Annotated in this window: 16 protein-coding genes and 1 pseudogene; 8 read left to right on the top strand and 9 right to left on the bottom strand. The window is 71.1% G+C overall.

Going from position 1 to position 24,683, the window contains the following annotated elements; translation table 11 throughout:
• Positions 1 to 343 precede the first annotated feature (343 nt).
• From K8556_RS25065 to K8556_RS25040, 6 genes are all read left to right on the top strand, one after another.
• A complete protein-coding gene (locus tag K8556_RS25065; protein WP_223742611.1) occupies positions 344 to 2,806 on the top strand; it encodes a PilZ domain-containing protein in 2,463 nt (820 codons plus the stop codon).
• Entirely contained in the window at positions 2,806 to 3,591 is a 786-nt protein-coding gene (locus K8556_RS25060) for a methyltransferase domain-containing protein (RefSeq protein WP_223742610.1), read from the top strand. The genes K8556_RS25065 and K8556_RS25060 overlap by 1 nt, the downstream gene beginning before the upstream one ends.
• Positions 3,588 to 6,515 carry an ATP-binding protein gene (locus K8556_RS25055; protein ID WP_223742609.1) on the top strand — a complete coding sequence of 976 codons (2,928 nt, stop codon included), beginning with the start codon at positions 3,588 to 3,590 and terminating at the stop codon, positions 6,513 to 6,515. The genes K8556_RS25060 and K8556_RS25055 overlap by 4 nt, the downstream gene beginning before the upstream one ends.
• 163 nt (positions 6,516 to 6,678) lie before the next feature.
• Positions 6,679 to 8,067: a peptide MFS transporter gene (locus tag K8556_RS25050; protein WP_223742608.1), complete on the top strand. Its 1,389-nt coding sequence runs from the start codon at positions 6,679 to 6,681 to the stop codon at positions 8,065 to 8,067.
• 124 nt (positions 8,068 to 8,191) lie between these two features.
• On the top strand, positions 8,192 to 9,358 hold the full coding sequence (locus K8556_RS25045) for an FIST signal transduction protein (RefSeq protein ID WP_223742607.1): 1,167 nt from the start codon (positions 8,192 to 8,194) through the stop codon (positions 9,356 to 9,358).
• Positions 9,359 to 9,374: 16 nt separating this feature from the next.
• Entirely contained in the window at positions 9,375 to 11,591 is a 2,217-nt protein-coding gene (locus tag K8556_RS25040) for a GAF domain-containing sensor histidine kinase (RefSeq protein WP_223742606.1), read from the top strand.
• Here K8556_RS25040 and K8556_RS25035 read toward each other — a convergent pair.
• The gene (locus K8556_RS25035; RefSeq protein WP_223742605.1) at positions 11,588 to 13,036 is read right to left on the bottom strand and encodes a POT family MFS transporter; all 1,449 of its coding nucleotides are present in this window, start codon (positions 13,034 to 13,036) and stop codon (positions 11,588 to 11,590) included. The genes K8556_RS25040 and K8556_RS25035 overlap by 4 nt on opposite strands.
• Positions 13,037 to 13,058: 22 nt before the next feature.
• On the bottom strand, positions 13,059 to 15,932 hold the full coding sequence (uvrA, locus tag K8556_RS25030; RefSeq protein WP_223742604.1) for an excinuclease ABC subunit UvrA: 2,874 nt from the start codon (positions 15,930 to 15,932) through the stop codon (positions 13,059 to 13,061).
• A gap of 419 nt (positions 15,933 to 16,351) precedes the next feature.
• On the opposite strand from uvrA, the gene K8556_RS25025 reads away from it, so the two are divergent.
• Entirely contained in the window at positions 16,352 to 19,291 is a 2,940-nt protein-coding gene (locus K8556_RS25025; RefSeq protein WP_223742603.1) for a choice-of-anchor D domain-containing protein, read from the top strand.
• 85 nt (positions 19,292 to 19,376) lie between these two features.
• Entirely contained in the window at positions 19,377 to 20,300 is a 924-nt protein-coding gene (locus tag K8556_RS25020; RefSeq protein WP_223742602.1) for a metallophosphoesterase, read from the top strand.
• Here K8556_RS25020 and K8556_RS25015 read toward each other — a convergent pair.
• The 7 genes and pseudogenes from K8556_RS25015 to K8556_RS24985 all read right to left on the bottom strand — a co-directional run bounded on the left by K8556_RS25015 (position 20,290) and on the right by K8556_RS24985 (position 23,631).
• Entirely contained in the window at positions 20,290 to 21,453 is a 1,164-nt protein-coding gene (locus K8556_RS25015; protein WP_223742601.1) for a hybrid sensor histidine kinase/response regulator, read from the bottom strand. The two genes, K8556_RS25020 and K8556_RS25015, sit on opposite strands and share 11 nt — an antisense overlap.
• Complete coding sequence (locus K8556_RS25010) at positions 21,437 to 22,051, bottom strand: chemotaxis protein CheB (RefSeq protein ID WP_223742600.1); 615 nt, start codon at positions 22,049 to 22,051, stop codon at positions 21,437 to 21,439. Before K8556_RS25010 ends, K8556_RS25015 begins: the two co-directional genes overlap by 17 nt.
• On the bottom strand, positions 21,967 to 22,341 hold the full coding sequence (locus K8556_RS25005) for a CheR family methyltransferase (RefSeq protein WP_223742730.1): 375 nt from the start codon (positions 22,339 to 22,341) through the stop codon (positions 21,967 to 21,969). Before K8556_RS25005 ends, K8556_RS25010 begins: the two co-directional genes overlap by 85 nt.
• A gap of 173 nt (positions 22,342 to 22,514) precedes the next feature.
• A pseudogene (locus tag K8556_RS25000) lies at positions 22,515 to 22,700 on the bottom strand (CheR family methyltransferase); the annotation flags it as partial.
• Between the two features lie 182 nt (positions 22,701 to 22,882).
• A complete protein-coding gene (locus K8556_RS24995) occupies positions 22,883 to 23,101 on the bottom strand; it encodes a response regulator (protein WP_255652164.1) in 219 nt (72 codons plus the stop codon).
• The gene (locus tag K8556_RS24990; protein ID WP_223742598.1) at positions 23,101 to 23,340 is read right to left on the bottom strand and encodes a hypothetical protein; all 240 of its coding nucleotides are present in this window, start codon (positions 23,338 to 23,340) and stop codon (positions 23,101 to 23,103) included. The genes K8556_RS24995 and K8556_RS24990 overlap by 1 nt, the downstream gene beginning before the upstream one ends.
• On the bottom strand, positions 23,341 to 23,631 hold the full coding sequence (locus K8556_RS24985; protein WP_370639966.1) for a response regulator: 291 nt from the start codon (positions 23,629 to 23,631) through the stop codon (positions 23,341 to 23,343). It abuts the gene before it with no gap.
• Between the last annotated feature and the right edge of the window lie 1,052 nt (positions 23,632 to 24,683).

The raw sequence follows: 24,683 nt of genomic DNA, 5'->3' as shown, positions 1-24,683 counted from the left end.
GGCGTCCGCGGCGCGGGGCCAGCGCGCTCCTGGAGCCCCGCGCGTGCGTCCCTACCCACCAAGGGGTCCCGGGCGACCGCGCGTCTTTAACCTATTCCGAAAAGTCCTCTCACCCCCGCGTACATCACCTAATCCATAGGAGCAGGTAAAGTACGCGGTGGTTGTTCGCCGGCGGCTCACCGGGAAGGCGTTTCAGCGCGGGCCCGCTGGCATCAGAGAGAGCACCAGGCTCGGACACTCAAGACATGTGAATGGCGGGAACGGGGCGCGTGCGAGCCCCGCGTCGAAGGGAATGGCGCCATGCACGGGCGCCGGTGTGGCTCTTGCGCGTCGGAGAGAATCCATGAGCGTGCCGACTCACGAAGTCCTCATCGTCCACCCCAACGAGATGCGTCGCAACGCGTTGAAGTCCGCGTTGAACGCGCACCGGGTCTCAGTGGTGGGCTCGCAGTTGGAAGCCGCGCGGAGCATGGAGTCGACCGCGCCCACGTTGATCATCGCGCCGCCGGACAACGCGCGGCGCTTCCTGCGCCACGTGGACCGCGCGGCGCCGGAGGCCGTCTGCGTGTTCGTCTGCGCCCGGTCGGATCAGCTCGGGCTGGAGGAGCTGGTGGAGACGGCCGCAGAGGGGCACGTCTTCAGCACGGTGGACGACGCGCTGACGGACGGCGAGCTCCAGACGCGCCTGCGCGACATCCTCCAGTTGCGCGCGTCCACGCGCGTGTCGCTGGATGCCGGGATGCGCGTGGACTTCCGCCTGCGCGGCCAGGCCTTCAGCGCGGAGTGCCAGGACCTGGGCCACTTCGGCGCCGCGCTCCAGGTCCCCATGGACGCGTCCCTGGCGGCCTTCCTGCCGGGCACGCCGCTGGACTCGCTGACCATGCTGCGCGATGGCCGGCCGGTGCTGCACGTGGCCCGCGCCTACGTGCGCCACGCCACCCCCGTCCAGCAGGGGACGCACGCGTTCCTGCGCGTGGGCCTGTCCTGGCGGCTGGCCCAGGACGAGTCCACGACCGCCCCGCCGCGCACGCTGCGGGACGCGGTGGCGGTGCAGGCCGCGCTGCGCAAGGCGCTCCGGCGCGACCTGCCCGTGTGGCTGCACCCCATGGACAGCCAGACGGCGCACTTCCTCCTGGAGTCCGCCACGGTGGAGGCCTCCGACGAGCGGGGCCTGTTGCGCGGGCAGGTGTCCTCGGCGCTGCCCTCCAGCGTGGGCGAGGTGGTCCACCTCTCCTTCGAGATGGGCGGCCAGCGCTACCGGGGCGTCACCAGCATGCTCCACGTGGGGCCGGACGGCGTGGCGCTGGGGATGCCCCGCTCGCTGGCGGTGGAGAACCGGCGGGGGCAGCAGCGCTTCCGCCCCAGCGCGCAGCACCGCTTCCTCGTGCGCTTCACCTCCCCGTTCAGCGGCCAGCGCATCACCCGCGCGGTGCTGGACCTGGGCGCGCGCGGGTTCGCCTTCCCCATCGACGCGTCGTGCGAGGTGCTGCCGGTGGGCTCGCTGCTGGACACGATGCTGCTGCTGCCGGATGGCTCGGAGGTGGCGTGTCGCGTGGAGGTGCGCTCGGTGGACGTCGTGCCCTTCGAGTCCCGGCATGATCAGCGCCTGAGGCCCTACCGCTGCGGCGTGCGCATCCTGGACATGCCGCGCGCGGTGCGCGACGCCATCGTGGACGCGTTCGTGTCCGCCAGGGCGCCCCAGGTCCGCGACGGCGCCGTGTTCCGCTTCCCGGACGTCTGGCGGATGATGGAGGAGGCCCACTACACCTTCCACCCGGACCACCCCTTCGGGGAAGAGTCCCGCGTCCTGCCCGTGCTGGAGCAGACGTACGAGCGGCTGAGCCGCGCGCGCGAGCTGGGGCGCTCGCTCGTCTTCACGGACGCGCGCCGGCTGTTGGGGCACGTCAACGGCCTGCGCATGTACTCCGGCACGTGGCTGGTGCAGCACCTGGCCGTGATGCCGGGCTTCCGCCGCAGCGAGCAGATCTCCAGCGAGCTCACGTCGCTCGCGGTGGAGGTGGGCGAGGCGATGGAGGACGTGGAGTTCATCCGCTACATGTGGCGCACCGACAACCGGTGGCCGCACCGGCTGGGCACGTGGCTGGCGCGCGTGCTGGAAGGGCAGGGGCTGTGCCACCTGCGCCAGTTCCACTACCTGCGCGCGGACCTGTCCCAGATGCCCTCCGTGGACGCGGGGGCGCTGCCGGCCGTGCGCGAGGCGGGCCCGGAGGACCGCCAGTGGCTGGAGTCGTACCTGCGCCGCAAGGGGGAGATGGTGCGCCTGCTCAGCGAGGACCTGGGCGCGGACCGCGGCTCCGAGTCCGTCCTGGGTGAGCGCTTCCGGGCGGCGGGGCTGCACCGCGAGCGGCGCGTGTTCGTGGTGGATGGGGAAGAGGGCCCGCTCGCGCTGGCGCTCCAGGACGAGGCCTCGCCGGGCCTGAGCCTCATTGAAGTCACCAACGGCTTCAACCTGGTGGTGGCGGACCGGCAGCACCCTCGCGCGAAGGACGCGGTGGCGGCGCTGGCGCTGCGGTGCATGGCGCACGCGCGCGAGCGGGGCCGTACTTCCGCGCTGGGCCTGGTGGACGCGCAGGACGTGCCCGTGCTGGCCCCCTGGGGCTTCGTGGACCAGGGCCTCTTCTCCGAGTGGACCTTCCACCGCTCCATGGTGCGCCGCTGGTGCGAGGCCTGGCGCTCGCTCTTCGAGCGGCAGATGCCCATGCGGCGGCCCCGGCGCCGGGCGTCCACCCAGGCTCCCGAGGCTCCCGACGCTCAGACGTCCGTCACGAAAGAGGAGGCGCGCTGATGTACCTCATGGAATCCGCGGAGGAGTCCCGCCGCCTGCTGGAGCAGGAGCAGTCCCAGGACACGCGCGCCGTCCTGCTGCGCACGGGCCTTGCGCCGGGGACGCGCGCGCTGGACGCCGGCTGCGGCCCCGGCGGCATCGCCGAGTTGATGGCGGAGCTGGTGGGGGAGGGCGGCCACGTCACCGGCGTGGACCTGCACGAGGGGCGCGTCGCGGAGGCGCGGACACGCAACGCCCACCGGCCCAACGTGACGTTCCTCCAGGCGGACGTGCGCACCACGGGCCTGCCGCCGGACGCGTTCGACTACGCCTGGAGCCAGTACGTCTTCGAGTACCTGCCGGACCGGCACGTCGCGCTCGCGGAGCTCATCCGCGTGACGCGGCCCGGCGGGCGGGTGGTGGTGTCCGACATCGACGGGCTGGGCTTCCAGAACTGGCCCTTCCCGGAGCACCTGCGCGTGGGCACGGAGCGCATCGTGGAGGCCCTGGCGGCGCGCGGGTTCGACCTGTATGTGGGCCGCAAGCTGTATTCTGAGTTCCGCCGCGCGGGGCTCACGGACGTGCGGGTCCACCTGATGCCCTTCTACCTCTCCCCAGGCGCCGCGGAGGCGCGGCTCGTGCGCGACTGGAAGACGCGCTTCGAGGCGCTCGCGCCGGTGGGCGCGGCGGCCCTGGGCGGGATGGAGCCCTACCAGGCGCACTGCGCCGACTTCCTGGCCATGCTCGAGGACCCGGAGGGACTGAAGTACGCGGTGACGCTGGTCACCGAAGGAACGAAGCCGTGACCCAACGCCTGCCGGCGGTGAAGGTGCAGGACGTGTCCGCGGACAACGCCCCCGAGGTGAGCGTCCGCGCCACGTCCACGCTGCTGCTCTACTTCGAGCACCGCTTTGGCGCGGACCGCCTGGCCCGGGTGTGGCGCGAGCAGGGGTTCAGCCTGGGGCTGGACTACATGCGCCAGCCCACCAACTACATCTCGCTGCGCTTCCTGGAGCGCGTGGCGGCGGCGCTGCGCGAGGACTCCGGCGACTCGCGCTTCATGCGCGAGGCGGGCCTCTTCACCGCGTCGCCGCAGGCGCTGGGCTTCGTCTTCTACATGCTGCGCGCCTTCGGCTCGCCCAAGGCCTGCTACAAGCAGACCATCGACTTCTCCCCCAGCTACAACCGGGTGGGGGCGTTCACGGTGGACCTGCTGGAGCACAAGCGGCTCAAGCTGTCCTACCGCAGCAGCATCCCGGAGCAGAGCCGCAACATCTGCGAGCTGCGCATGGGCCAGTTCGCGTCCTTCCCCACCATCTGGGGCCTGGCGCCCGCGGAGGTGCGGGAGACGGAGTGCCAGGTGCTGGGCGGCCACGCGTGCCGCTACCACCTCACCTGGACGGACCCGCCCGCGCTCTGGGGCCACTACCTGGGCCTGCTGCTGGGCATGGTGAGCGGGCTGCTGGCCACGCACCTGGGCTGGGGGGACGCGCTCTTCTCCGTGGCGTCGCTGGGCACGGGCGGCTTCGCGCTGGGCGGCTGGCTGGACCGGCGGCGTGAACTCAAGCGCAAGGACGAGCTGCTCGCGGCGCAGGCCCAGGCGAACATGGGCTCCCTGCGGGAGCTGCAGCAGCGCTACGACGAGGTGTTCGGCAGCAACGTCCAGTTGGAGGACCGCGTCGCCGCGCGCACGCGCGAGCTGTCCGAGGCCAACGAGAAGCTGGAGGCGGCGCTCGTCAAGCAGCGCGAGCAGGACCGGCTGAAGACGGAGTTCTTCGACAACGTGAGCCATGAGCTGCGCACGCCGCTCACGCTCATCCTGCTGTCGCTGGACGCGCTCCAGAAGGAGCCGGAGTCGCTGCCCGCGGTGGTGCGGCAGCACCTGGTGACGCTGGACCGGAGCACGCAGCGGCTGTTGCGCCTCATCGACAACCTGCTCAACCTGGCGCAGTTGGAGGCGGGCAAGGTGCGGCTGCGCTACCAGCCGGTGGAGCTGCACGCGTTCCTGTCCTCGCAGTTGTTGCCCTTCCGCACGGTGGCGGAGAAGCAGGGGCTCACCCTCACGCTGGAGGGCGGGCCGGTGTCGCCGGTGCACGTGGACGCGGAGCGCATCGAAGGCGTGTTCCACAACCTGGTCTCCAACGCGCTCAAGTTCACCCCGGCCGGCGGCAGCATCGCGGTGCGGCTGCGCGAGGACGCCACGGACGTGCACGTGGAGGTGGTGGACACCGGGCAGGGCATGGCGCCCGCGGACCTGGCCGTCATCTTCGACCGCTTCGCCCAGGCGGACACCAGCGGCACGCGGCGCTTCGGGGGCAGCGGCATCGGCCTGGCGCTGGTGAAGGAGACGCTGGAGCTGCACTCGGGCGGCATCGAGGTGTCGAGCACGCCGGGGCAGGGCTCCAGCTTCCGCGTGCGGCTGCCCAAGGGCACCCAGCACCTGCGCGAGGACCTGCGCGAGCGCCGCGCCACGGACCTGCCCACGCGCCGCGAGCGCCGCAGCTCCGGCCGCTTCGCCACCGTGCTGGCCGCCACCGTCGCCGGGGCGCAGCGCCCCACGGAGCCGCAGGACCACACGCGCGCGGACGCGAAGGCCCCCCGCATCCTGGTGGTGGAGGACGACGCGGAGATCCGCGCCTTCATCGCGGACATCCTCGCGCCCAGCTACCGGGTGCTGGAGGCCACCAACGGCGAGGAGGGCGTGCGCCGCGCGCTGGAGGAGCGGCCGGACCTGGTGGTGTCCGACGTGATGATGCCGGTGCAGTCCGGCCTGAACCTCCTGGTGCAACTGCGCGCCCACGCGCAGACGGTGGACCTGCCCGTCATCCTGCTCACCGCGCGCCAGGAGGTATCCGCCAAGGTGGAGGCCCTGGGCGCGGGCGCCAACGACTACCTGGGCAAGCCCTTCAGCCCGCGCGAGCTGCTGGCGCGCGTGGAGACGCAACTGCGCCTGCGCGAGGCGGCCGTGCGCGCGGCGGAGAACGAGCGGCTGGCGGCCATCGGCCTGCTCACCTCCGGCTTCGCGCACGAGGTGCGAAACCCCCTCAACGGGCTGATGAACGCGCTCGTCCCGCTCAAGGACTTCATGCAGGGCAAGCAGACGGGGGGGGACCCCGACCTGGGCCCCGCGATGCTGGAGGTGATGGAGGAGTGCGGCCAGCGCATCCGCCACCTGGCGGAGTCGCTGCTGTCCTTCGTGCGCACGGCGGAGAAGCCGGTGGCGGTGCGGCTGGACACGGCGCTGGACTCCACGCTCAACGTGCTGGGCTGGCGCGTCCCCCCGGGCGTCGTGGTGGAGCGCGCCTACCAGTGCGCGGAGCCCATCTGGGGCGACCCGGGCACCCTCAACCAGGTGTGGCTCAACCTGCTGGACAACGCCCTGCGCGCGGTGGGCGACGCCGGCCGCGTGCTGGTGGAGACGGCCCAGCAGGGCGACGAGGCGCTCGTCACCATCGAGGACACCGGCGTGGGCATCCGCCCGGAGGACCTGGAGCGGCTCTTCCAGCCCTTCTTCTCCACCCGCGCCGCGGGGGAGGGCACGGGCCTGGGCCTGGCGCTCAGCCGGCGCATCGTCTTGCAGCACGGGGGCCGCATCCACATCACCAGCCAGATGGGCAAGGGCACGCGCGTGGAGGTCCGGCTGCCCCTGCGCCCCGCGCACGCGGAGCCCCTGGCCTCCACCCCCACCACGGGTGCGAGTCGCGGCCGCTGGTCGCGGCGCCTGGGCTGACGCGCCCGGACACGAACGCGGGGGGCTGAAGGGCCGCTCGCGCAGGGGGCGGGAATTCCCAAGGACGCGGGGTGTCCTCTGTCCTCGCCGAGGGCGGGACTCCTGTTACAGTCGCGCGACTTTTCGTTCCCCCCCACAAGAATCCGTTCGAGGAACTCACGGCATGCAAAGCACCGTCGCCGCGGGCGAGGCCCGCAAGGGGCATCCCCCGGGCCTCTATTTGTTGTTCGCCACCGAGATGTGGGAGCGCATGTCCTATTACGGCATGCGCGGCCTGCTGGTGCTCTTCCTCACCGACAAGGTGCGGGGCGGGTTTGGCTGGTCCACGGCGGATGCGCTGGGCCTCTACGGCACGTACACGGGCCTCGTGTACCTGACGCCCATCCTGGGCGGCTACATCGCGGACCGCTTCATCGGCCAGCGCAAGGCGGTGATGCTGGGCGGCGCGTTGATGGTGATAGGTCACCTGCTGCTGGCGCTGCCCGGCGTCTCCATCTTCTACGCGGGCCTGGGCTTCCTCATCATCGGCAACGGCTTCTTCAAGCCGAACATCTCCACCATGGTGGGCGGGCTGTACCCCGCGGGTGACGGCCGGCGCGACGGTGCCTTCACCATCTTCTACATGGGCATCAACCTGGGCGCGGTGCTGGGCAACTTCATCTGCGGCACGCTGGGGGAGCGCGTGGGCTGGCACTGGGGCTTCGGCTCCGCCGGCGTGGGCATGACGCTGGGCCTGCTCATCTTCATGGCGCTGTCGAATCGGATGCTCGGCAACGTGGGCCTGGCGCCCGCGCCGCGCCCCACCGAGGCGCAGACGACGACGCCGGACGGCAAGCGCCACGCCTTCTCCCGCGAGGAGTGGGACCGCATCATCGTCATCTTCATCATCGCGCTGTTCGTGGTCGCGTTCTGGACGGGCTTCGAGCAGGCGGGCGGCCTGATGAACCTCTACACGGACCAGAAGGTGGACCGGACGATGTTCGGCTGGGAGGTGCCCACCACCTGGTTCCAGAACTTCAACTCCGTCTTCATCGTGACGCTGGCGCCCCTCTTCGCGGCGGTGTGGAGCTCGCTGGCGGCGAAGGGCAAGGACCTGAGCATCCCGGTGAAGATGTCCCTGGGGCTCATCTTCCTGTCCGTCGGCTTCGCCTTCATGCTGGGCGCCTCCAAGGAGAGCGCGGCGGACGGCAAGGCGGCGGCGTGGTGGGTCATCATGGCGTACCTCTTCCACACCATGGGCGAGCTGTGCCTGTCGCCGGTGGGCCTGTCCATGGTGAGCAAGGTGGCGCCCCAGCGCGTCGTCTCCGCGATGATGGGCGTGTGGTTCCTGGCGAACGCGGTGGCCAACAAGCTGTCCGGCGTGCTCGGTGGCTACTCGGAGAAGATGGGTGAGTTCAGCGTGTTCCTCACCATCGTCATCGGCGCGGGCCTGGCGGGCGTCATCCTGCTGTTCCTCGCCCCCATGCTGAAGCGGATGATGCACGGCACGGACGAGGTCACGCCCGCGGCGCCGCCCGCGCACCAGCAGGGCACCGTCCACCCGGCCACCTGAGCCGCGCAGGGCGGTCTTGCCGGGACACGAACGCCGGAGCGCCCCCTGGGTGCTCCGGCGTTTTCATTGGCGCCGGGCGGGCCCTGCACGCCCGCTCCCGCGTGGGTATCGATTCTGGAGCCCCATGCGGATCCAGATTGGAAAGAGCCGCTCGGCGGACTGCATCGCCGCCGCGCGGGAGGCGAGCCAGGAGGCGCTGCGAGGCGCGGACGCCCCCACCTTCGCGCTCGTCCTGTGCACGGACCAGTACGACGCGGTGGCGCTGGCGTCCGCGGTCCGCGACCAGTTGGGGGCCATCCCCTGGGCCGGGTGCTGCGCGGCCGGCGTCTTCGCGGGGACGGAGCTGCTGCTCCAGGGGCTGGTCATCGCGCTCTTTCGCGGCGACGACTTCCGCGTCGGCGTGGGCATGGGCGGCCCCGTCAGCGTGAGCCCGCGCGCGGCCGGGCGCGCGGCGGTGGCCGAGGCCGTGGGCAGGCTGCCGCCCAAGCCCCCCGGATACCGGCGCACGCTGTTCGTCCTGCCGGACGCGCTGAGCGGCAACTCGACGGAGGTCGTGCGCGGGGCCCAACAGGAAGCCGGCGCGGGCATCCGCTGGGCGGGGGGCGGCGCGGGGAACAACCTCCGGTTCGTCAAGACCGCCCAGTTCATGCAAGGGCACGCCTACGAGGACCAGGTGGTCGTGATTGCCTTCGACGCCCGGGAGCCCTTCGGCGTGGGCATCCAGCACGGCTGGTCCCCGTATGGCCCGCCCTCGCAGGTGACGAAGGCCCGGGGCTCGACCGCCGTCGAGCTCGACTATGAGCGCGCCTTCGACGTCTACCGGCACACGGCCGAGAGCCGGGGGGACGCCCTGGATGCGCGGAGCTTCCCCCGCTTCGCGATGACGCACCCGCTGGGGATTCCCCAGGCCAATGGCGAGTTCGTGATCCGCGACCCGCTGTCCGTCGAACCCGACGGCTCGGTCCGCTTCATCGCCGAGGTCCCGGACGGCTCCCTGGTCCGCGTGATGGAGGGCAGGCGCAGGGACCTGCTCGACGCCGCGGGCAGCGCCGCCACCCTGGCGCGGGAGGCCACCTCCGGCACGTTGGGCGGCGCGGTGGTGTTCGATTGCGTCTCCCGCTACCTCGTCCTGGGGGAGGGCGTCCGGGAGGAGCTCTCCCGGTTCCAGGACGCGCTCGGAGAGGAGGTGCCGCTCGTGGGGTGTCTGACGCTGGGCGAGGTGGGGGCCATGGGCGGCGGGGTCCCCCAGTTCCACAACAAGACGGCGGTGGTGGTCGCCCTGCCCGGGTAGGGGAATGAGGTGGCGCATGGCGGACCCCGACGCGGACCACAAGCTCACCGAGGAGCGGCTCGCGCTCTTGAGCGTGCTCCAGGAGCTCACCGTCGCGGCGCTCGACCTGCTCAACCCCTACAAGCCCGCGGACGACTTCCTGGACCGCGTCGCGGAGCGGCTGGGCTGCGCGGTGGCCCTCTGGCTCCAGCCGGACGCGCGGGGGCAGGTGGGCCTGTTGGGCGCGAGCGGCCTGTCCTCGGCCTCCCGCCAGCTCCCGATTCCCGCGCTGCCCCCGCGCCCGGGGCCGCCGGGGCCTCCGCGGGTCGACCTGCCCTATCCGGAGCTGGCCTCGCCGGGGCTCGTGCGGTGGTCGGTGCCCATCGACGACGCCGGGGCCCCGTCCAGCCTGCTGCTCCTGTACTTCGACCGCGAGCCGCACCTGCCGCGGCAATACCGGGGCATGGTGGAGCGGCTGGGCGGCGTGCTGCGCACCGCGCTCGTCCACCGGCAGCTCTTCGCGCGCACCCTGGACAGCGAGCGCGCGCTCCAGCACGAGCGGGACTTCAGCTCGGCGGTCCTGGACACGGCGCGCGCGCTGGTCATCGTCCTGGATCCCCAGGGGCGCATCGTCCGCTTCAACCGGGCGTGCCAGGAGGTGACGGGCTACTCCTTCGAGGAGCTGCGCGGCGCGCGCTTCTGGACGCGCCTCCTGCCGCCGGACGAAGCGGCGCGGGTGGAGGCGCACTTCGCCGTGCTCGCGTCCGGGCGGGGGTTCGAGCAGTACGAGAACGACTGGGTGACCCGCGAGGGCGAGCGCCGGCTCATCGCCTGGTCCAGCAACGTGCTGCGAGGCGAGTCCGGGGCCATCGAGTACGTCATCAGCACCGGCATCGACATCACCGAGCACCGCCGGGCGGAGCAGGAGCGCGACCAGACCTTCCAGCGCGAGCAGCAGGCGCGCGCCCGCGCGGAGCAGCAGGAGGGGCGCTCCGCGCTGCTGGCGGAGGCGTCCGGGCTGCTCACCGGCTCGCTCGCCCCCGAGGACGCGCTGCGCAGCGTGGCCGAGCTGACCGTCGAGCGGTTCGCGGACTGGTGCGCGGTGGACCTGCTGGACGGGGGGCACTCCTTCCAGCGCATCGCCGAGGCCCGCTCCGACGTGCTGCGCGCCACCGCGCCCACGCGGATGGACTGCGCGCTGCCGGACCTGGAGGCCCCGCATGGTCCGGGCAGGGTGCTGCGCCTGGGCGAGCCGGAGTTCTGCCCGGAGGGGTGCGCCTCCATGTCCCTGGGGTGCGTCCGGGACGGGCAGGGCCTGTCCGAGGTGGTCGAGTTCCAGTCGTGGATCTCCGTGCCGCTGCTCGCGCGGGAGCACGCGCTCGGCGCGCTCACGCTCGCCCGCATGAAGGGCGGTGACCGGTACGGCCCGGCGGACTTCGCGCTCGCGCAGGAGCTGGCCCGCCGCGCGGCCATGGCCCTGGACAACGCGCGCCTCTACCAGCAGGCGCAACTGGCGGTGGGCCTCCGGGACGAGTTCCTCTCCATCGCCTCGCACGAGCTGAAGACCCCGGTCACGTCCCTCCAGCTTTCGGTGCAGGGCCTGATGCGCCTGGCCCGGGCGGGGGCGCTGCGCACCGCGCCGGTGGAGAGCGTGACCCACTCGCTGGAGGTCATCGAGCGTCAGGCGAAGCGGATGGCGAAGCTCGTGAACACCCTGCTGGACGTCTCCCGCATCCATGCGGGGCGGCTGGAGCTGGAGTTCGAGGAGGTGGACCTGTCCGCGCTGGTCCGGGACGTCGCGGCGCGCTTCGCCCCGGAGCTGGCCACGTCGGGGACCCGGCTCCAGCTCCACGCCGACACGGCGATGCCGGGGGTGTGGGACCGCTCGAGGTTGGATCAGATCGTCACCAACCTGCTCTCCAACGCCATCAAGTACGGCGAGGGGAGGCCCATCGAGGTCCGGGTGGCGGGGGACGCCGTGACGGCCCGCCTGGAGGTCCGGGACCAGGGCATCGGCATCCCGGCGGAGCGGCACACGCGCATCTTCCGTGCCTTCGAGCGCGCGGTGTCGTCCCGCCACTACGGGGGGCTGGGGCTGGGCCTCCACATCGTGAACCAGTTGGTGGAGCGGCTGGGCGGCTCGGTCCGCGTCGAAAGCGAGGCGGGGCAGGGCGCCACCTTCACGGTGGAGCTGCCCCGCCGGGGGCCCCATGCGGCTGCCACGGCGGAGCCGAACGCGCGGCTGGGGCCTTAAGCCGGCTTGGGTTCCACCGCGGGGTTGCGGCCGTCCATGGGGGCCTGCGCGTCCGTCTGGTAGTAGTCGCGCACCACGTAGCGGCGGGCCACCAGCGCCATGCCCACGCCGGCCACGGCCGCCAGCGCCGCGTAGAAGAAGAACTGCGCGGAGCCCGTGAAGACGTTGAGCGCCGCGGCGATGGCCACCGCCACGTTCGCCAGCGTGTTCGTCACCAGCCACACGCTCTGGATGGTGCCCTTCATCTCCCGTGGCGCCTGCGTGTACGCGAACTCCAGGCCCGTGGTGGACACCAGGATCTCCGCCACCGTCAGCACGATGTACGGCAGGAGCTGCCACGCGATGTTCAGCGTCGTCCCGCCCTCCATGGCCACCTGGAAGAAGCCCGCGATGACGAACGACGCGGCGCCAATCACCAGGCCCAGCGGCATGCGCCTGAGCGGCGTCAGCTCCCAGCCCGCGCGCTGGAAGGCCGGGTACACCACGGCCGTGAGGAAGGGGATGAGCAGCATCACCAGCATGGGGTTGATGAACTGCATCTGGCTGGGCTGGAACACGATGCCGCCCACGTTGGGGTCCATGGACCGCGCCTGCACCACCCAGGTGGACGCCTTCTGATCAAACAGCATCCAGAAGAAGGGCACGAAGGGCAGCATCAGCGCGGACACGCGGAACACCGCCTTCACGCCCTCCACCGCCTCCGCCGGGTGCTCCGCCTTCGCCTTGTCCAGCCAGGTGCCGCCCGCCGCGTCCTTGCCCCGGAACGCGCTGCCCAGCACCTTGAAGAACGAGTGCGGGTTGGGGCCCGTGGGCGGCACCAGCACGTAGTGCTTGCGGCCCGCCCAGAAGATGACCGTCGCCAGGAACATCAGGATGCCCGGCACGCCGAAGGCCACCGCCGGCCCGTAGTTCTTCATCAGCAGCGGGACGAACAGCGACGCGAAGAACGAACCGAAGTTGATGGTCCAGTAGAAGATGGCGAAGACCTTCTTCACCAGGTGCTTGTTCTTCTCCGAGAACTGGTCGCCCACCATCGCGGACACGCACGGCTTGATGCCGCCGGAGCCAATCGCGATGAGCGTCAGGCCCGTGTAGAAGCCCGTGGCGTTGTCCTCGAAGAGGGCCAGGCACGCGTGCCCGCCGCAGTACACGAGGCTCAGCACGAAGATGGTGTGGAACTTCCCGAAGAAGCGGTCCGCCAGGTAGCCGCCGATGAGCGGGAAGAAGTACACCCCCGCCATGAACAGGTGCATCAGGCTCTTCGCCTGGGCCTCCCGCGCCCCTGTCTCCGGCACGTGCGTGCGCAGGAGGTAGTCGATGAAGAACACCGTGAGGATGTTCCGCATCCCGTAGAAGCTGAAGCGCTCGCAGGCCTCGTTCCCGATGATGTAGGGAATCTGGGGCGGGAAGCGCTGGGAGGTGGGGGCGGTCGAGGTCTCGGCCATGCCCCCACCCTACCGGGGCCCCTCAGGCCGCGTCCACGCGCTTGCCGATGCGGGCCCGGCGCGCCTTGCCCAGCACGTGCTTGAGGTAACGCCCGGTGTGGCTGGCCTCCACCCGGGCCACGTCCTCCGGCGTGCCGGTGGCCAGGATGTTGCCGCCGCCCGAGCCGCCCTCCGGCCCCAGGTCGATGAGCCAGTCCGCGCTCTTGATGACGTCCAGGTTGTGCTCGATGACGAGCACGCTGTTGCCCGCCTCCACCAGCCGGTTGAGCACGGAGAGCAGCTTGCGGATGTCCTCGAAGTGCAGGCCCGTGGTGGGCTCGTCCAGGATGTAGAGCGTGCGCCCGGTGGCCACCCGGGCCAGCTCGCGGGCGAGCTTGATGCGCTGCGCCTCGCCGCCGGACAGGGTGGGGGAGGGCTGGCCCAGCCGCAGGTAGCCCAGGCCCACGTCGGTGAGCGTGGTGAGCACGCGCATGATGTCCTTGTGCGCGCCGAAGTGGTCCACCGCCTCGCGCACGCTCAGGTCCAGCGTCTCCGCGATGTTCTTGCCCTTGTAGCGCACGCGCAGCGTCGCTTCGTTGAAGCGCTTGCCGTTGCAGACCTCGCAGGGGACGTACACGTCCGCCAGGAAGTGCATCTCCACCAGCTTCACGCCGTCGCCCTCGCACGCCTCGCAGCGGCCGCCCTTGATGTTGAAGCTGAAGCGGCCCGGGCCGTACCCGAACGTGCGGGCCTCCGGCGTCATGGCGAACACCTCACGGATGGCGTCGAACACCTTGGTGTACGTGGCCGGGTTGCTGCGCGGCGTGCGGCCAATGGGCCGCTGGTCGATGTCGATGACCTTGTCCAGGTGCTCCAGGCCCTTGATGGACTTGTGCTTGCCCATGGGCTCGCGGCTCTCGTAGAGAGCGCGCGCCAGGGCCGGGTAGAGGATCTCGTTGATCAGCGTGGACTTGCCCGCGCCGGACACGCCCGTCACCGCGGTGAAGATGCCCAGCGGGATGTCCGCGTCCACGTTCTTCAAGTTGTTCTCCGTCGCGCCCACGATGGAGATCTGATGCTTGGGGTTCACCGGGCGGCGCGTCTCCGGGATTTCAATCTCCTGGCGGCCGGACAGGTACGCGCCGGTGAGGCTCTGCTCGTCCGCCATCACCTGCCTGGGCGTGCCCTGGGACACCACCTGCCCGCCCAGTTCGCCCGCGCCGGGGCCGAAGTCCACCAGGTAGTCCGCCTCCTCCATCGTCTCCTCGTCGTGCTCCACGACGATGACGGAGTTGCCCAGGTCCCGCAGCCGCTTGAGCGTGGCCAGCAGCTTGCCGTTGTCACGCTGGTGCAGGCCGATGGAGGGCTCATCCAGGATGTAGATGACGCCCGTCAACTCGCTGCCCATCTGCGACGCCAGCCGGATGCGCTGGCTCTCGCCGCCGGACAGCGTGGACGCGGTGCGGTCCAGGGTGAGGTAGCCCAGGCCCACGTCCACCAGGAAGGACAGGCGGCTGCGGATCTCCTTGAGCAGCTCCTGGGCGATCTTCTCCTCCTGCGCGGAGAGGCCCATCTGCGTGAGGAACGTCCGCGCCTCCGTGATGGTCATCCGGCTCAGGTCCACCAGCGTGCGCTGGTGCACCTTCACCGCGCGGCTCTCCGGACGCAGGCGCTCGCCCTTGCAGGACGGGCAGGGCTTGTCGCTGAAGTACTTCTGCAGCTCCGCCTTGCGCGCCTCCGACGTCGTCGTCTTGAAGTTGCGCATGGTGCGGGCGAGCAGGCCCTCCCACTCCATGTCGTACTGGCCGTTGTCGCCCCACTGCACGGTGAAGGACTTGCCCTTCGCGCCGTTCATCAGGACGTCCTTCTCCCGCTTGGTCAGCTTCGCGTACGGCACGTCCAGATCAATCTTGAACGCGGACGCCAGGCTCTCCACGAAGTCCGCCGTCCAGCCCTCGCCGCGGTTCATGCCGCTGGCCCACGGTTCAATCGCGCCGTCGCGGATGCTGCGCGTCGGGTCCGGCACCAGCAGGTCCGGGTCCATCTCCGGACGCGTGCCCAGGCCGTTGCAGTCCGTGCACATGCCCAGCGGGTTGTTGAAGGAGAACGACGCCGGCGTCAGGTCCCCGAAGGACAGGCCGCACGCGGGGCACGCGTTCAGTTCGCTCATCACGCGGTCGGACGCGAGCGTGCCCTTCTCGTCCGTGATGATGAGCGTGCCCTTGCCCTCGCGCAGCGCGGTCTCCACGGAGTCCGTCAGGCGCGTGCGCAGGTCCGGCTTCAACACCAGCCGGTCGATGATGAGCGCGATGTCGTGCTTGGACTTCTTGTCCAGCTCGATGCGCTCCTCCAGCTCGCGCACCTTGCCGTCCACGCGCGCGCGGGAGAAGCCGCGCTTCTGCGCCTCCGCCAGCAGGTCCTTGTGCTCGCCCTTGCGGTTCGTGACGATGGGCGCCAGCACCTGGAGCTTGGTGCCCGCGGGCAGCTTCATGATCTCATCCACGATCTGCTGCGCGCTCTGCTTGCCCACCTTGCGGCCGCAGTTGGGGCAGTGCTGCACGCCGATGGAGGCGTACAGCACGCGCAGGTAGTCGTGCACCTCCGTGACGGTGCCCACCGTGGAGCGGGGGTTGTTGCTGGCCGCCTTCTGCTCGATGGAGATGGTGGGCGACAGGCCCCGCAGCGTGTCGTAGCGGGGCTTCTCCATCTGCCCCAGGAACTGGCGCGCGTAGGAGGACAGGCTCTCCACGTAGCGGCGCTGGCCCTCCGCGTAGAGCGTGTCGAACGCGAGCGAGCTCTTGCCGGAGCCCGACACGCCGGTGAACACCACGAGCTTCTTCTTCGGGATGTCCAGGGAGACGGTCTTGAGGTTGTGCTCCCTGGCACCGCGGATGGAAATGACGTCGGGCTCGGACATGGGGGCGCGCTTTATCACTGAAAGGGTGTTCCGGTGCACGCAAAGGCGCAGCACCGGAGGGGTTCAGCGGAAACACGCGAAGCCGCCGCCCGCATCCCCACAGCCGGACGGGCACGCGGCCGTCCTGCGCGCGGCACTCCTCCCCTCTGGAAGTCGCACGGCCCCCGAGGGTGAGGGGTCGGTGTGGCATCGACCGTTTGTGAAGCTTTTGCAGTCGCTTCCACGAAACGTGGAATCCCCTGCTTTACCCGTTAAATGCCGTTCCCCAGCGTGAGCGCCCGTTTGCCGTGTTGGCGGTGTGACGGCGCCTCGTTGGGACGTTCAGGCACCAGGGTTGCACCTTTCTACGCCGACCGGATCCACGTGCAGTGCTGTGTGGGGGGACACCGGCGCCGTGTGTAGGAAAGGCGGGACTCTGTATGCGTGGACTCCGATGGCGGGTGTTGGCGTTGGTGGTGGCGGTGACGGCGTGTGAGCGGCCCACTTCACAGCAGGCACGCACGGGCTTCGCGGCGAGGCCGGAGCTCCTGGAGTTCGGCCCCGCGGCGGTGGGGCGCACCAAGTCCATGAAGCTGCGGCTGGCGAACCAGGGGCGCGCGTCGTACCGCGTGGAGGGGGCGCGCTCGTCGCTGCCCAACGTCAGCGTCCCCGCCTTCGAGCCCTTCACGCTGACGGCCGGCGCGGAGCACGAACTCGAGGTGCGCTTCTCGCCCGACGTGGAGGGCGCGGTGCAGGGGCAGTTGGAGCTCTTCACGGACGCGTCCGGCGGCGCGGCGACGCAGGTGCCCGTCAGCGGGCGCGGCGTGAAGGCGCTGGTGGAGGTGCCGGAGGCGGCGCTCGACTTCGGCAACGTGAACCTGGGGCTGGTGGAGATGCGCGAGGTGACGGTGCGCAACCCCTCCGACGTGGAGAGCCCGCTGGTGCTGTCGGTGGAGGGCTCGGACAAGGACGAGTTCTCCGCGGGCGCGGGGCTGCCGTCCACGCTGGCGCCGCACGAGACGCGCAAGGTGCCGGTGGCCTTCAGCCCCGTGCGGCTGGGCAACGCGGAGGCGGAGCTGCACGTCGCCGTGTGTGACGGCTGCGAGCCCGCGACGGTGCGGCTGACGGGCATGGGCGTGGCCGGCGCGCTGGAGGTGACGCCGCTGCGCGTGGACTTCGGCCGGGTGGCCGTGGGCGCCACCGCGGAGGAGCGCATCACCGTGCGCAACCTGGGCTCCGAGCCGCTCAGCTACAAGGGCGCGTCGCTGCTGGAGGACCCGTCCGGCGTGTTCAAGGTGGTGAGCGCGCCCGCGCTCCCCAACGACGTGCTGGCGCCGGGCGCGGTGGTGGAGCTGCGCGTGGCCTTCACGCCCACGGTCGCCGGCCGGGTGCGCGACGGCCGCGTGGAGGTGTCCGTGCGCAAGCCCCGGACGACGTCGCCGGGCCCCAAGGTGACGCTGACGGGCGAGGGCGGCGCGTCGTGCGTGGAGGTGACGCCGTCGCACCTGGACTTCGGGCCGGTGGCCTTCGGCATGACGGCCACGCGCGAGGTCACCGTGAACAACCACTGCCGCGAGGAGACCACCGTCACCGGGCTCCACCTCACCACGCAGGCGGGGGGCTACTTCACGCTCGCGCAGCCGCCGTCCAGCCAGCCGGTGGCGCCCGGGGGCACGCTCAAGGTGGGCATCACCTTCAGCCCCCGCGCGGGCGTGGGCAGCGCGAGCAGCGGGCAGTTGGCGGTCACCTCCACCCAGCGCACCTCCAGCGCCACGGACGGCGTGACGCTGTCGGGCGAGGGCAGGACCTTCGCGCCGTGCGAGTACGCGCTGCCCTCGGTGCTGGACTTTGGCCAGGTGCCGGTGGGCTCGGAGGTGGCGCTGGGGGTGACGCTGCGCAACACCGGCACCCAGGCGTGCTTCCTGGCGGGGCTCCAGCTCGCGTCCGGGTCGGACCCCGCCTTCCGGGCGGCGACGGTGGCCAACAGCGTGCTGGAGCCCGGCAAGAAGGCCACGCTCCTCGTGCGCTTCCGCCCGCCGGCGGAAGGGGAGTACCAGGGGCTCGCGGAGGGCTGGGTGAGCCACCCCACGCGCGGCCACCCGCTGGTGAACCTGGTGGGCCGGGGCGTGCAGGGGTGCTTCTCCGTGCAGCCCACCACGGTGGACTTCGGCATCAGCCGGCTGGCGTGCGGCCCGCGCACCCGCGACTTCATCGCCTACAACGACTGCCCGGGGGAGGTGAGGGTGACGGCCATGAAGCTGGAGCAGCCGGGCCAGGAGTTCGCCGTGTCCGGCGCGCTGCCGGCCGCCATTCCCGCGGGCGGGCGCGTGACGCTCACCGCGAAGTACGCGCCCGTGGAGGAGGGCGAGGACGCGGCGACGGTGCGCTTCACGCTGAAGGACGGCGCCGTCTACAGCGCGGGGCTCGTGGGGCGGGGCCTGGCGAAGACGGACCAGACGGACCGCTTCGTCCAGCAGTCGGAGTCGCGCGTGGACGTGCTCTTCGTCGTGGACAACTCGGGCTCCATGATGGAGGAGCAGCAGAGCCTGGGGGAGAACTTCGCGGCCTTCCTGTCCCAGGCCACCGCCGCGCAGGTGGACTACCGCATCGGCGTCACCACCACGGGCCTGGATCCGTCCCCGGGCGGCTGGTCCGAGTGCCCCGGCGGCGCGCTGGGCGGTGAGAACGGGCGCCTGTTCCCCGTGGACGGCTCCAGCCCGCGCATCATCACGCCGGAGACGCCCAACGCGGCCGGCGTCTTCGCCACCAACACGCACGTGGGCGTGTGCCACTGGAACGAGCAGGGACTGGACGCGGCCTACCGCGCGCTGTCGGATCCGCTGCTCTACGACCTGGACGACCCGCGCACGCCCCAGGCCAACGACGGCAACGGCGGCTTCCTGCGCGAGGACGCGAAGCTGGCCATCATCGTCCTGTCGGACGAGGAGGACTTCAGCACCCAGCCGGTGTCCTTCTACGAAACCTACCTCCTGGCCCTGAAGGGGAACGACCCCACCAAGGTCAGCTTCAACGCCGTGGTGGGCCCGGACGACCTGAGCACCTGCACCACCTCCAGCAGCTCCGGCACCCGGTACATGGAGCTGGCCCGCAAGCTCAACGGCGTGGTGGACAGCATCTGCACGCCCAACTGGGCCGCGTCGCTGGAGAAGCTGTCGGAGAGCGCCTTCGGGCCCAACCGCGCCTTCCCCCTGTCGGAGCTGCCGGAGGACCCCGGCGCCATCGCCGTCCGGGTGGACGGGCTGCCCGTCACGGACGGCTGGTCCTATGACGCGCGGGCCAACGCCGTCGTCTTCGACCGGCTGCGCGCCCCGGCGCCGGGCTCCGTCGTGGAGGTCACCTATCCGCTGGGCTGCCCGTAGCCCAAGGCGGCCATTCGTCCGTCACTGGAAAGTGACCGGGGCGGATGACTCGACAGGGCGGGGCGGGAGGCCTTGAGTGAAGGACATGCCGCAGGACTCCCTCCTCGTCGCCGCGCTGGGTGACATCCATGGCCGCTTCCACCGGGTGGAGGCGTGGCTGGACGCGCTGGAAGCGGCGCGCGGCCGGCGGGTGGACCTGGTGCTGGCGGTGGGGGACGTGGAGGCCTTCCGCCACGCGGACGACCACCGGCGCAAGGCCGCCAAGCGCTCCATGCCCGCCGAGTTCGCCGAGTACGCGGACGGCATCCGCCGCGTGAAGCGGCCGCTGTACTTCATCGGCGGCAACAACGAGGACTTCGAGGCGCTGCACGACCTGCCGGACGGCGGGGAGCTGGCCCCGGACGTCCACTACCTGGGCCGCGCGGGCCTGCGCACCCTGGGCCCGTTGCGCGTGGCGTACCTGTCCGGCATCCACGCGCCGCGCTTCATCGACCAGCCGCTGAAGCGGCCCACGTCGCTGGATACGGCGAAGCAGGCGGGCTACTTCCGCGCGCCGGAGGTGGAGCGGGTGGCCGCGCTGCGGGACGTGGACCTGCTGCTCGTCCACGAGTGGCCCCGGGGCATCGTGCAGAAGGCCCGCGACGAGCGCCTGGCCCCCTCGCGCCCGCTGCCCTCGCCGTGGATCGGCAACCCGGTGACGCGCAGGCTGGTGGACACGGTGCACCCGAAGTGGGTGCTCTGCGGCCACTCGCACAAGCCCTTCGCGGTGGCGCTGGACTCGCACGGGCGCACGCTGTCGCGCGTGGCGTGCCTGGACCAGGCGGCCCATCCGGACACCGCCGTCTTCTGGCTGGAGTTCGAGGGGCGCGAGGCCCAGCGCGCCGGCTGGGGCGTCTCCGGCGCCGCCACGTGGCAGGCGGGACAGCGCTGGGGGCTGCACACGCTGCCGCCGCTGGAGGCGCCGGACGGGCCGGGCAGCGTGCCCGCGGACAACGGCGCTACAGCCTGACGACCTCCAGGCCCTTGCGCGGCAGCTCCACGCGGAACTCCGTGTAGGGCCCGGCGCCGGAGAGCACCTCCACGCCGCCCTGATGCGCGTGGATGATCTGCTGGACGATGTAGAGCCCCAGGCCCAGCCCCTCTCCCCGGCCCCGGCGCTGCTGGCCGCCCCGGAACGGGTCGAAGAGGAAGGGCAGGAGGTGGGCGGGGATGACGCCCACGTTGGTGACGGTGAAGCGCAGGGCGTCGTCGCGCGTGCCGTCCACGGTGATGCGCACCGGCTCCGCGGCGTCGCCGTGCTGGAGCGCGTTGCCGATGAGGTTGGAGGCCACCTGCGCCAGCCGGTCCGCGTCCCAGTCCCCCACGAGGTCGCCGTCCTGCCGCACCTCGATGCGGTGGCGGGGCCAGGCCGTCTGGTGCTCCTGCACCATGCGCTGCACCAACTGCCCGAAGTCCGTCTCCCCCCGGCGCAGCGGAATCCCGCCCGCCAGCCGCGCGCGCGCCAGGTCCAGCACGTCTTCAATCATCCGGCCCATGCGCTTGCCGGCGGCCATCATCCGCGTGGCCGTCCGCTTCACGGCCTCATCGTCCGAGCGGCGCTGGAGCAGGTCCGCCGCGGTGAGGATGGCGGAGAGGGGATTTCTCAAGTCGTGGCCCAGCACCGCGGTGAACATCTCGTTGAGGCGCAGGGTCTCCGCGAGCGTGTCCAACTGCTGCGCCAACTGCTGCTTCTGGCGGTGCATCTGGAAGAAGACCTCCGCCTTGGCGCGCAGCGCGTGGGCCTCCAGCGGCTTGTCGAGGAAGTCCACCGCGCCGGCCTCGTAGCCCTTGAAGGTGCGCCAGGGGTCGCCCCCGCCCGTGGTGACGAAGATGATTGGCACGTCGCGGGTGCGCTCGGAGCCGCGCATCAGCTCCGCCAGCTCGAAGCCGTCCATCTCCGGCATCTGCTCGTCCACGAGCGCGAGCGCGAACTCATGCAGGAGCAGCAGCTCCAGCGCCTCCGCGCCGGAGCGGGCGCAGTGCACCTCCACGTCGTCACGCCGCAGCACTGCGGAGAGCGACAGGAGGTTCTCCTCCAGGTCATCGACGAGCAGGCACTTCACCCGGGAGGCCACGGGCAGGGGCTCCTTGCTGAGGACGGACAGGTCAGATAGCACCGCCATCTCCCCATGCCCGGATGACGGCGGGCATCTGTTCAAGAGGCAGCACGAAGTCCACCGCTCCGGCCGCGAGCGCCGCCTGGGGCATGGTGGGCGAGCGAGCGGTGTCGGGCGCCTGCACCAGGGTGACGCCGCCCCGCCGTCTCACCGCCTGGAGTCCCAGCGCCCCGTCCGCGTTGGCGCCCGAAAGGATGACGCCGCCCAGGCGCGCGCCATAGACCGCGGCGGCGGATTCGAAGAGCACATCGATGGCGGGCCGGGAGAAGTGGACGGGGGCGTCCATGGACAGCGCGAGCAGGGGCCCCTTCGCGTCCCGGTCCACGAGCAGGTGGTGGTTCGGGGCCGCGAAGGAGACGGTCCCCGGCTGGATGGGCTGCTTGTCCCCCGCCTCGTGCACCGGCAGCGCGCACCGGGGGGTGAAGACCTCTGGCAGCAGGCTGGGGAGGCCGCGGGGCAGGTGCAGGACCACGAGGACCGCGGGCCGGAAGTCCGAGGGCAGCGCGGGCAGCAGGTGCTTCAGGGCACCCACCCCTCCCGCGGACGCGCCAATGACGATGGCGTCGACGCGGCCAGCGGGCGGAGCGGAGCGCGCGGTGGGCATGGCGGTTGCGTCCTTTCCTTGGCGCTTCTGGTAGAGCCGGACCTCGGGGACGACGGGGTGAACGAGGCCTCGTGCGAGGAGAGGCGCAGCGACTCGCGCGCACCCAGGCCCAGGAACCCCTTGTGACAGAGCGACTCCGCGAACAACCCCAGCGCGCGCTCCTGCAGCTCGCGGTTGAAGGAGCTGAGCACATTGCGGCACGACAGGAGCAGTACCGCCGCGAAGACGCTGTCGGTGGCCAGGCCGTGGCCCGAGAGGACGATGCGCCCCCTGAGCGAGCGGTCGAACACCGCGCCGCCGTACACGGCCGTGCAGGAGTCCGGCAGAGACGTGCGCGCGCCGGACAGCCGGTGGTTCTAGGTGAAGGAAGCGATGCGGCCCACCGCGTACACGCCGGCCTCCGCGCGCTGGGGTTGATGTCCGTGGCGTAGATGAGCGTGCGCTCCAGGAGCCCCTCCTCGCGCGGCAGGATGGCGAGCGACCAGGCCTCTTCCCCCGTGCTGCATCCGGCGACCCACACCTTGAGCGACGGGGAGGTGCGCAGCACCGGCACCACGTGCTCGCGCAGGTTGCGGAGGTAGGACGGGTTGCGAAATAGCTCGCTCACCTGCACGGTGAGGAAATCCAGCAGCGCGGGTTCGTGAAGCATCCGGTCCTGGAGCCGGGACAGGGGGGCGCGGTCGAAGCGCTCGGAGGCCTGGGCCAGCCAGCGCTTGAGGGAGGACTCTGCGCAGCCGCGGAAGTCGTAGTGGTAGTTCAGGTAGAGCGCCACGAGCAGCAGCCGCGGCTCGATGTCGAACTCCTTCGTCGCCACGTCGAGCATGCGCGGCCTCACCCCTTGGGCATCCAGACGCGCAGGAGCGACAGCCGCTTCTCCACGTCGTGCAGCTTGTCGATGGAGTCATTGGCGCCGGCCTGGAGGCACCTCTCCTGGTCGTCGCGCAGGGCCTTCGCGGTGAGCGCGATGATGGGCAGCTTGCGCCAGGCCTCGTGCTTGCGGATTTCGCGCGTGGCGGTGAGGCCGTCCACCTCCGGCCTCATGATGTCCATCAGCACCAGGTCCACGGAGAGCTGGGCAGGGCCAGGCTCTTCGTCAAGAGGGCCAGGGCCTCCTTGCCGTTGCGGGCGATCTCCACCTTCGCGCCCCGGGGCTCCAGCTCGCGGGAGAGGGCGAAGATGTTCAGCACGTCGTCCTCCACCACGAGGATGCGGCGGCCCTCCAGCGTGGACTCGCGGTCGCGCGCGGCCTGGAGCATGCGCGGGTGCTCCGGCGGCAGGCGCGACTCCACCTAATGCAGGAACAACGTCACCTCGTCCAGAAGCCGCTCCGGGGAGCGCACGCCCTTGACGATGATGGAGCGTGAGAAGCGGCGCAGCCGCTGCTCCTCGTCGAGGCTGAGCGCGTGGCCGGTGTAGACGATGACGGGCGGGAAGGAGATGGCCTCCTCGGCGGTCATGCGCTCCAGGAGGTCCTGGCCGCTCAGTTCCGGCAGGTGCAGGTCCATCCCCATGCAGTCGAAGGTGTGCTCGCGCAGGCGCTGGAGCGCGTCGCACGCGGTGGCGACGCACTCCTCCTCCACGTCCTCCGTCGCCAGCAGCTTCTGGAGGCTCTCGCGCCCGGGCCCGGCTTACGCAAACCTGTCCGACAGTCGGACCAGCTCGCACCGAGCGAAGCCCGATGGCACACGCCCCGAGGAGCGCAGCGACGAACGGCAACGTCGTGCATGCATGGGCACGAAGTTGGAGCCTCGAGCAGAAGCACCCGCCCGAGCCAGTCTTCCAAGAGCCTGTCCAACTATCAGAGCGGTTCGCACCGCACGAAGTGGGGGACGCACGTCTCGCGGAGCGCAACGTCGTCCATGCAAGGGCACGACGTTGGGACCAAGAGCAGCGCAGCCCGCATCGTCCCGGTGCCTCCAAGACATCTCCGACACTCGGACCCGTTCCCACCGCCCAGGGCGAGAGGCCGCGCTTGACTGGGAGGCGTATGACGTCGTGCGTGCGCGGGTACCAAGGGAGGCCATGAACCAAGGCGCCCGCGCGGGCCTGGTTGCCCCAAAACCTGTCCGACTGTCGGACCGCTTTCCACCGCAAGGCGAACGAGGCCGCGTTTGACTGGGAGGCGTGTGATGTCGTGCGTGCGCGGTACCAAGAGAGGGCCATGAACCGAGGAGCCCGACCGGGCCCGGTTGCCTCAAAACCTGTCCGACTGTCGGACAGGTTTTCGCCGCATGGACCCGAGGCTGCGCAGGACCGGCCGGGTCTCGAGTTCGCGTGCTCGCGAACACCAAGCTGGAGCGGGGATAGGGCCCCACCCGCCAGGGCCTCGTTGCTTCAAATCCTGTCCGACAGTCGGACAGGTTCTCGCAGCATGGACCCGAGGCCGCACCAACCCAGAAGGTGAACGAGGTCGTGCGTGCGTCGACACCGCGGTGGGGGCACGGACAGAGGCGCCCGCGCGGACCCGGTTGCCTCAAAACCTGTCCGACTGTCGGACAGATTTTCGCCCCATGCCCCCCGGACCGCAGCCCAGCGGGCAACGAGGACGGTCTGCTTGTCCGACAGGAGGTCTGCGCGGAATAAGCAGTCCTACGAGCCGCATAGAGGTGGGGTGACATCGCAAGAAGAAGCC

The sequence above is a fragment of the Corallococcus sp. AS-1-12 genome, from assembly GCF_020036995.1.
GTDB lineage: Bacteria > Myxococcota > Myxococcia > Myxococcales > Myxococcaceae > Corallococcus.
Note: the sequence above shows the minus strand (reverse complement) of the source record. Positions and strands in the feature narration are given on the sequence as shown.

Coding starts and splice junctions, on each gene's coding strand:
- K8556_RS25025 (WP_223742603.1), top strand. CDS start 16,352: ATGCGTGGACTCCGATGGCGGGTGTTGGCGTTGGTGGTGGCGGTGACG.
- K8556_RS25040 (WP_223742606.1), top strand. CDS start 9,375: ATGGCGGACCCCGACGCGGACCACAAGCTCACCGAGGAGCGGCTCGCG.
- K8556_RS25045 (WP_223742607.1), top strand. CDS start 8,192: ATGCGGATCCAGATTGGAAAGAGCCGCTCGGCGGACTGCATCGCCGCC.
- K8556_RS24995 (WP_255652164.1), bottom strand. CDS start 23,101: ATGGACATCATGAGGCCGGAGGTGGACGGCCTCACCGCCACGCGCGAA.
- uvrA (WP_223742604.1), bottom strand. CDS start 15,932: ATGTCCGAGCCCGACGTCATTTCCATCCGCGGTGCCAGGGAGCACAAC.
- K8556_RS25010 (WP_223742600.1), bottom strand. CDS start 22,051: ATGCCCACCGCGCGCTCCGCTCCGCCCGCTGGCCGCGTCGACGCCATC.
- K8556_RS25035 (WP_223742605.1), bottom strand. CDS start 13,036: ATGGCCGAGACCTCGACCGCCCCCACCTCCCAGCGCTTCCCGCCCCAG.
- K8556_RS25015 (WP_223742601.1), bottom strand. CDS start 21,453: ATGGCGGTGCTATCTGACCTGTCCGTCCTCAGCAAGGAGCCCCTGCCC.
- K8556_RS25060 (WP_223742610.1), top strand. CDS start 2,806: ATGTACCTCATGGAATCCGCGGAGGAGTCCCGCCGCCTGCTGGAGCAG.
- K8556_RS25065 (WP_223742611.1), top strand. CDS start 344: ATGAGCGTGCCGACTCACGAAGTCCTCATCGTCCACCCCAACGAGATG.
- K8556_RS25020 (WP_223742602.1), top strand. CDS start 19,377: ATGCCGCAGGACTCCCTCCTCGTCGCCGCGCTGGGTGACATCCATGGC.
- K8556_RS25050 (WP_223742608.1), top strand. CDS start 6,679: ATGCAAAGCACCGTCGCCGCGGGCGAGGCCCGCAAGGGGCATCCCCCG.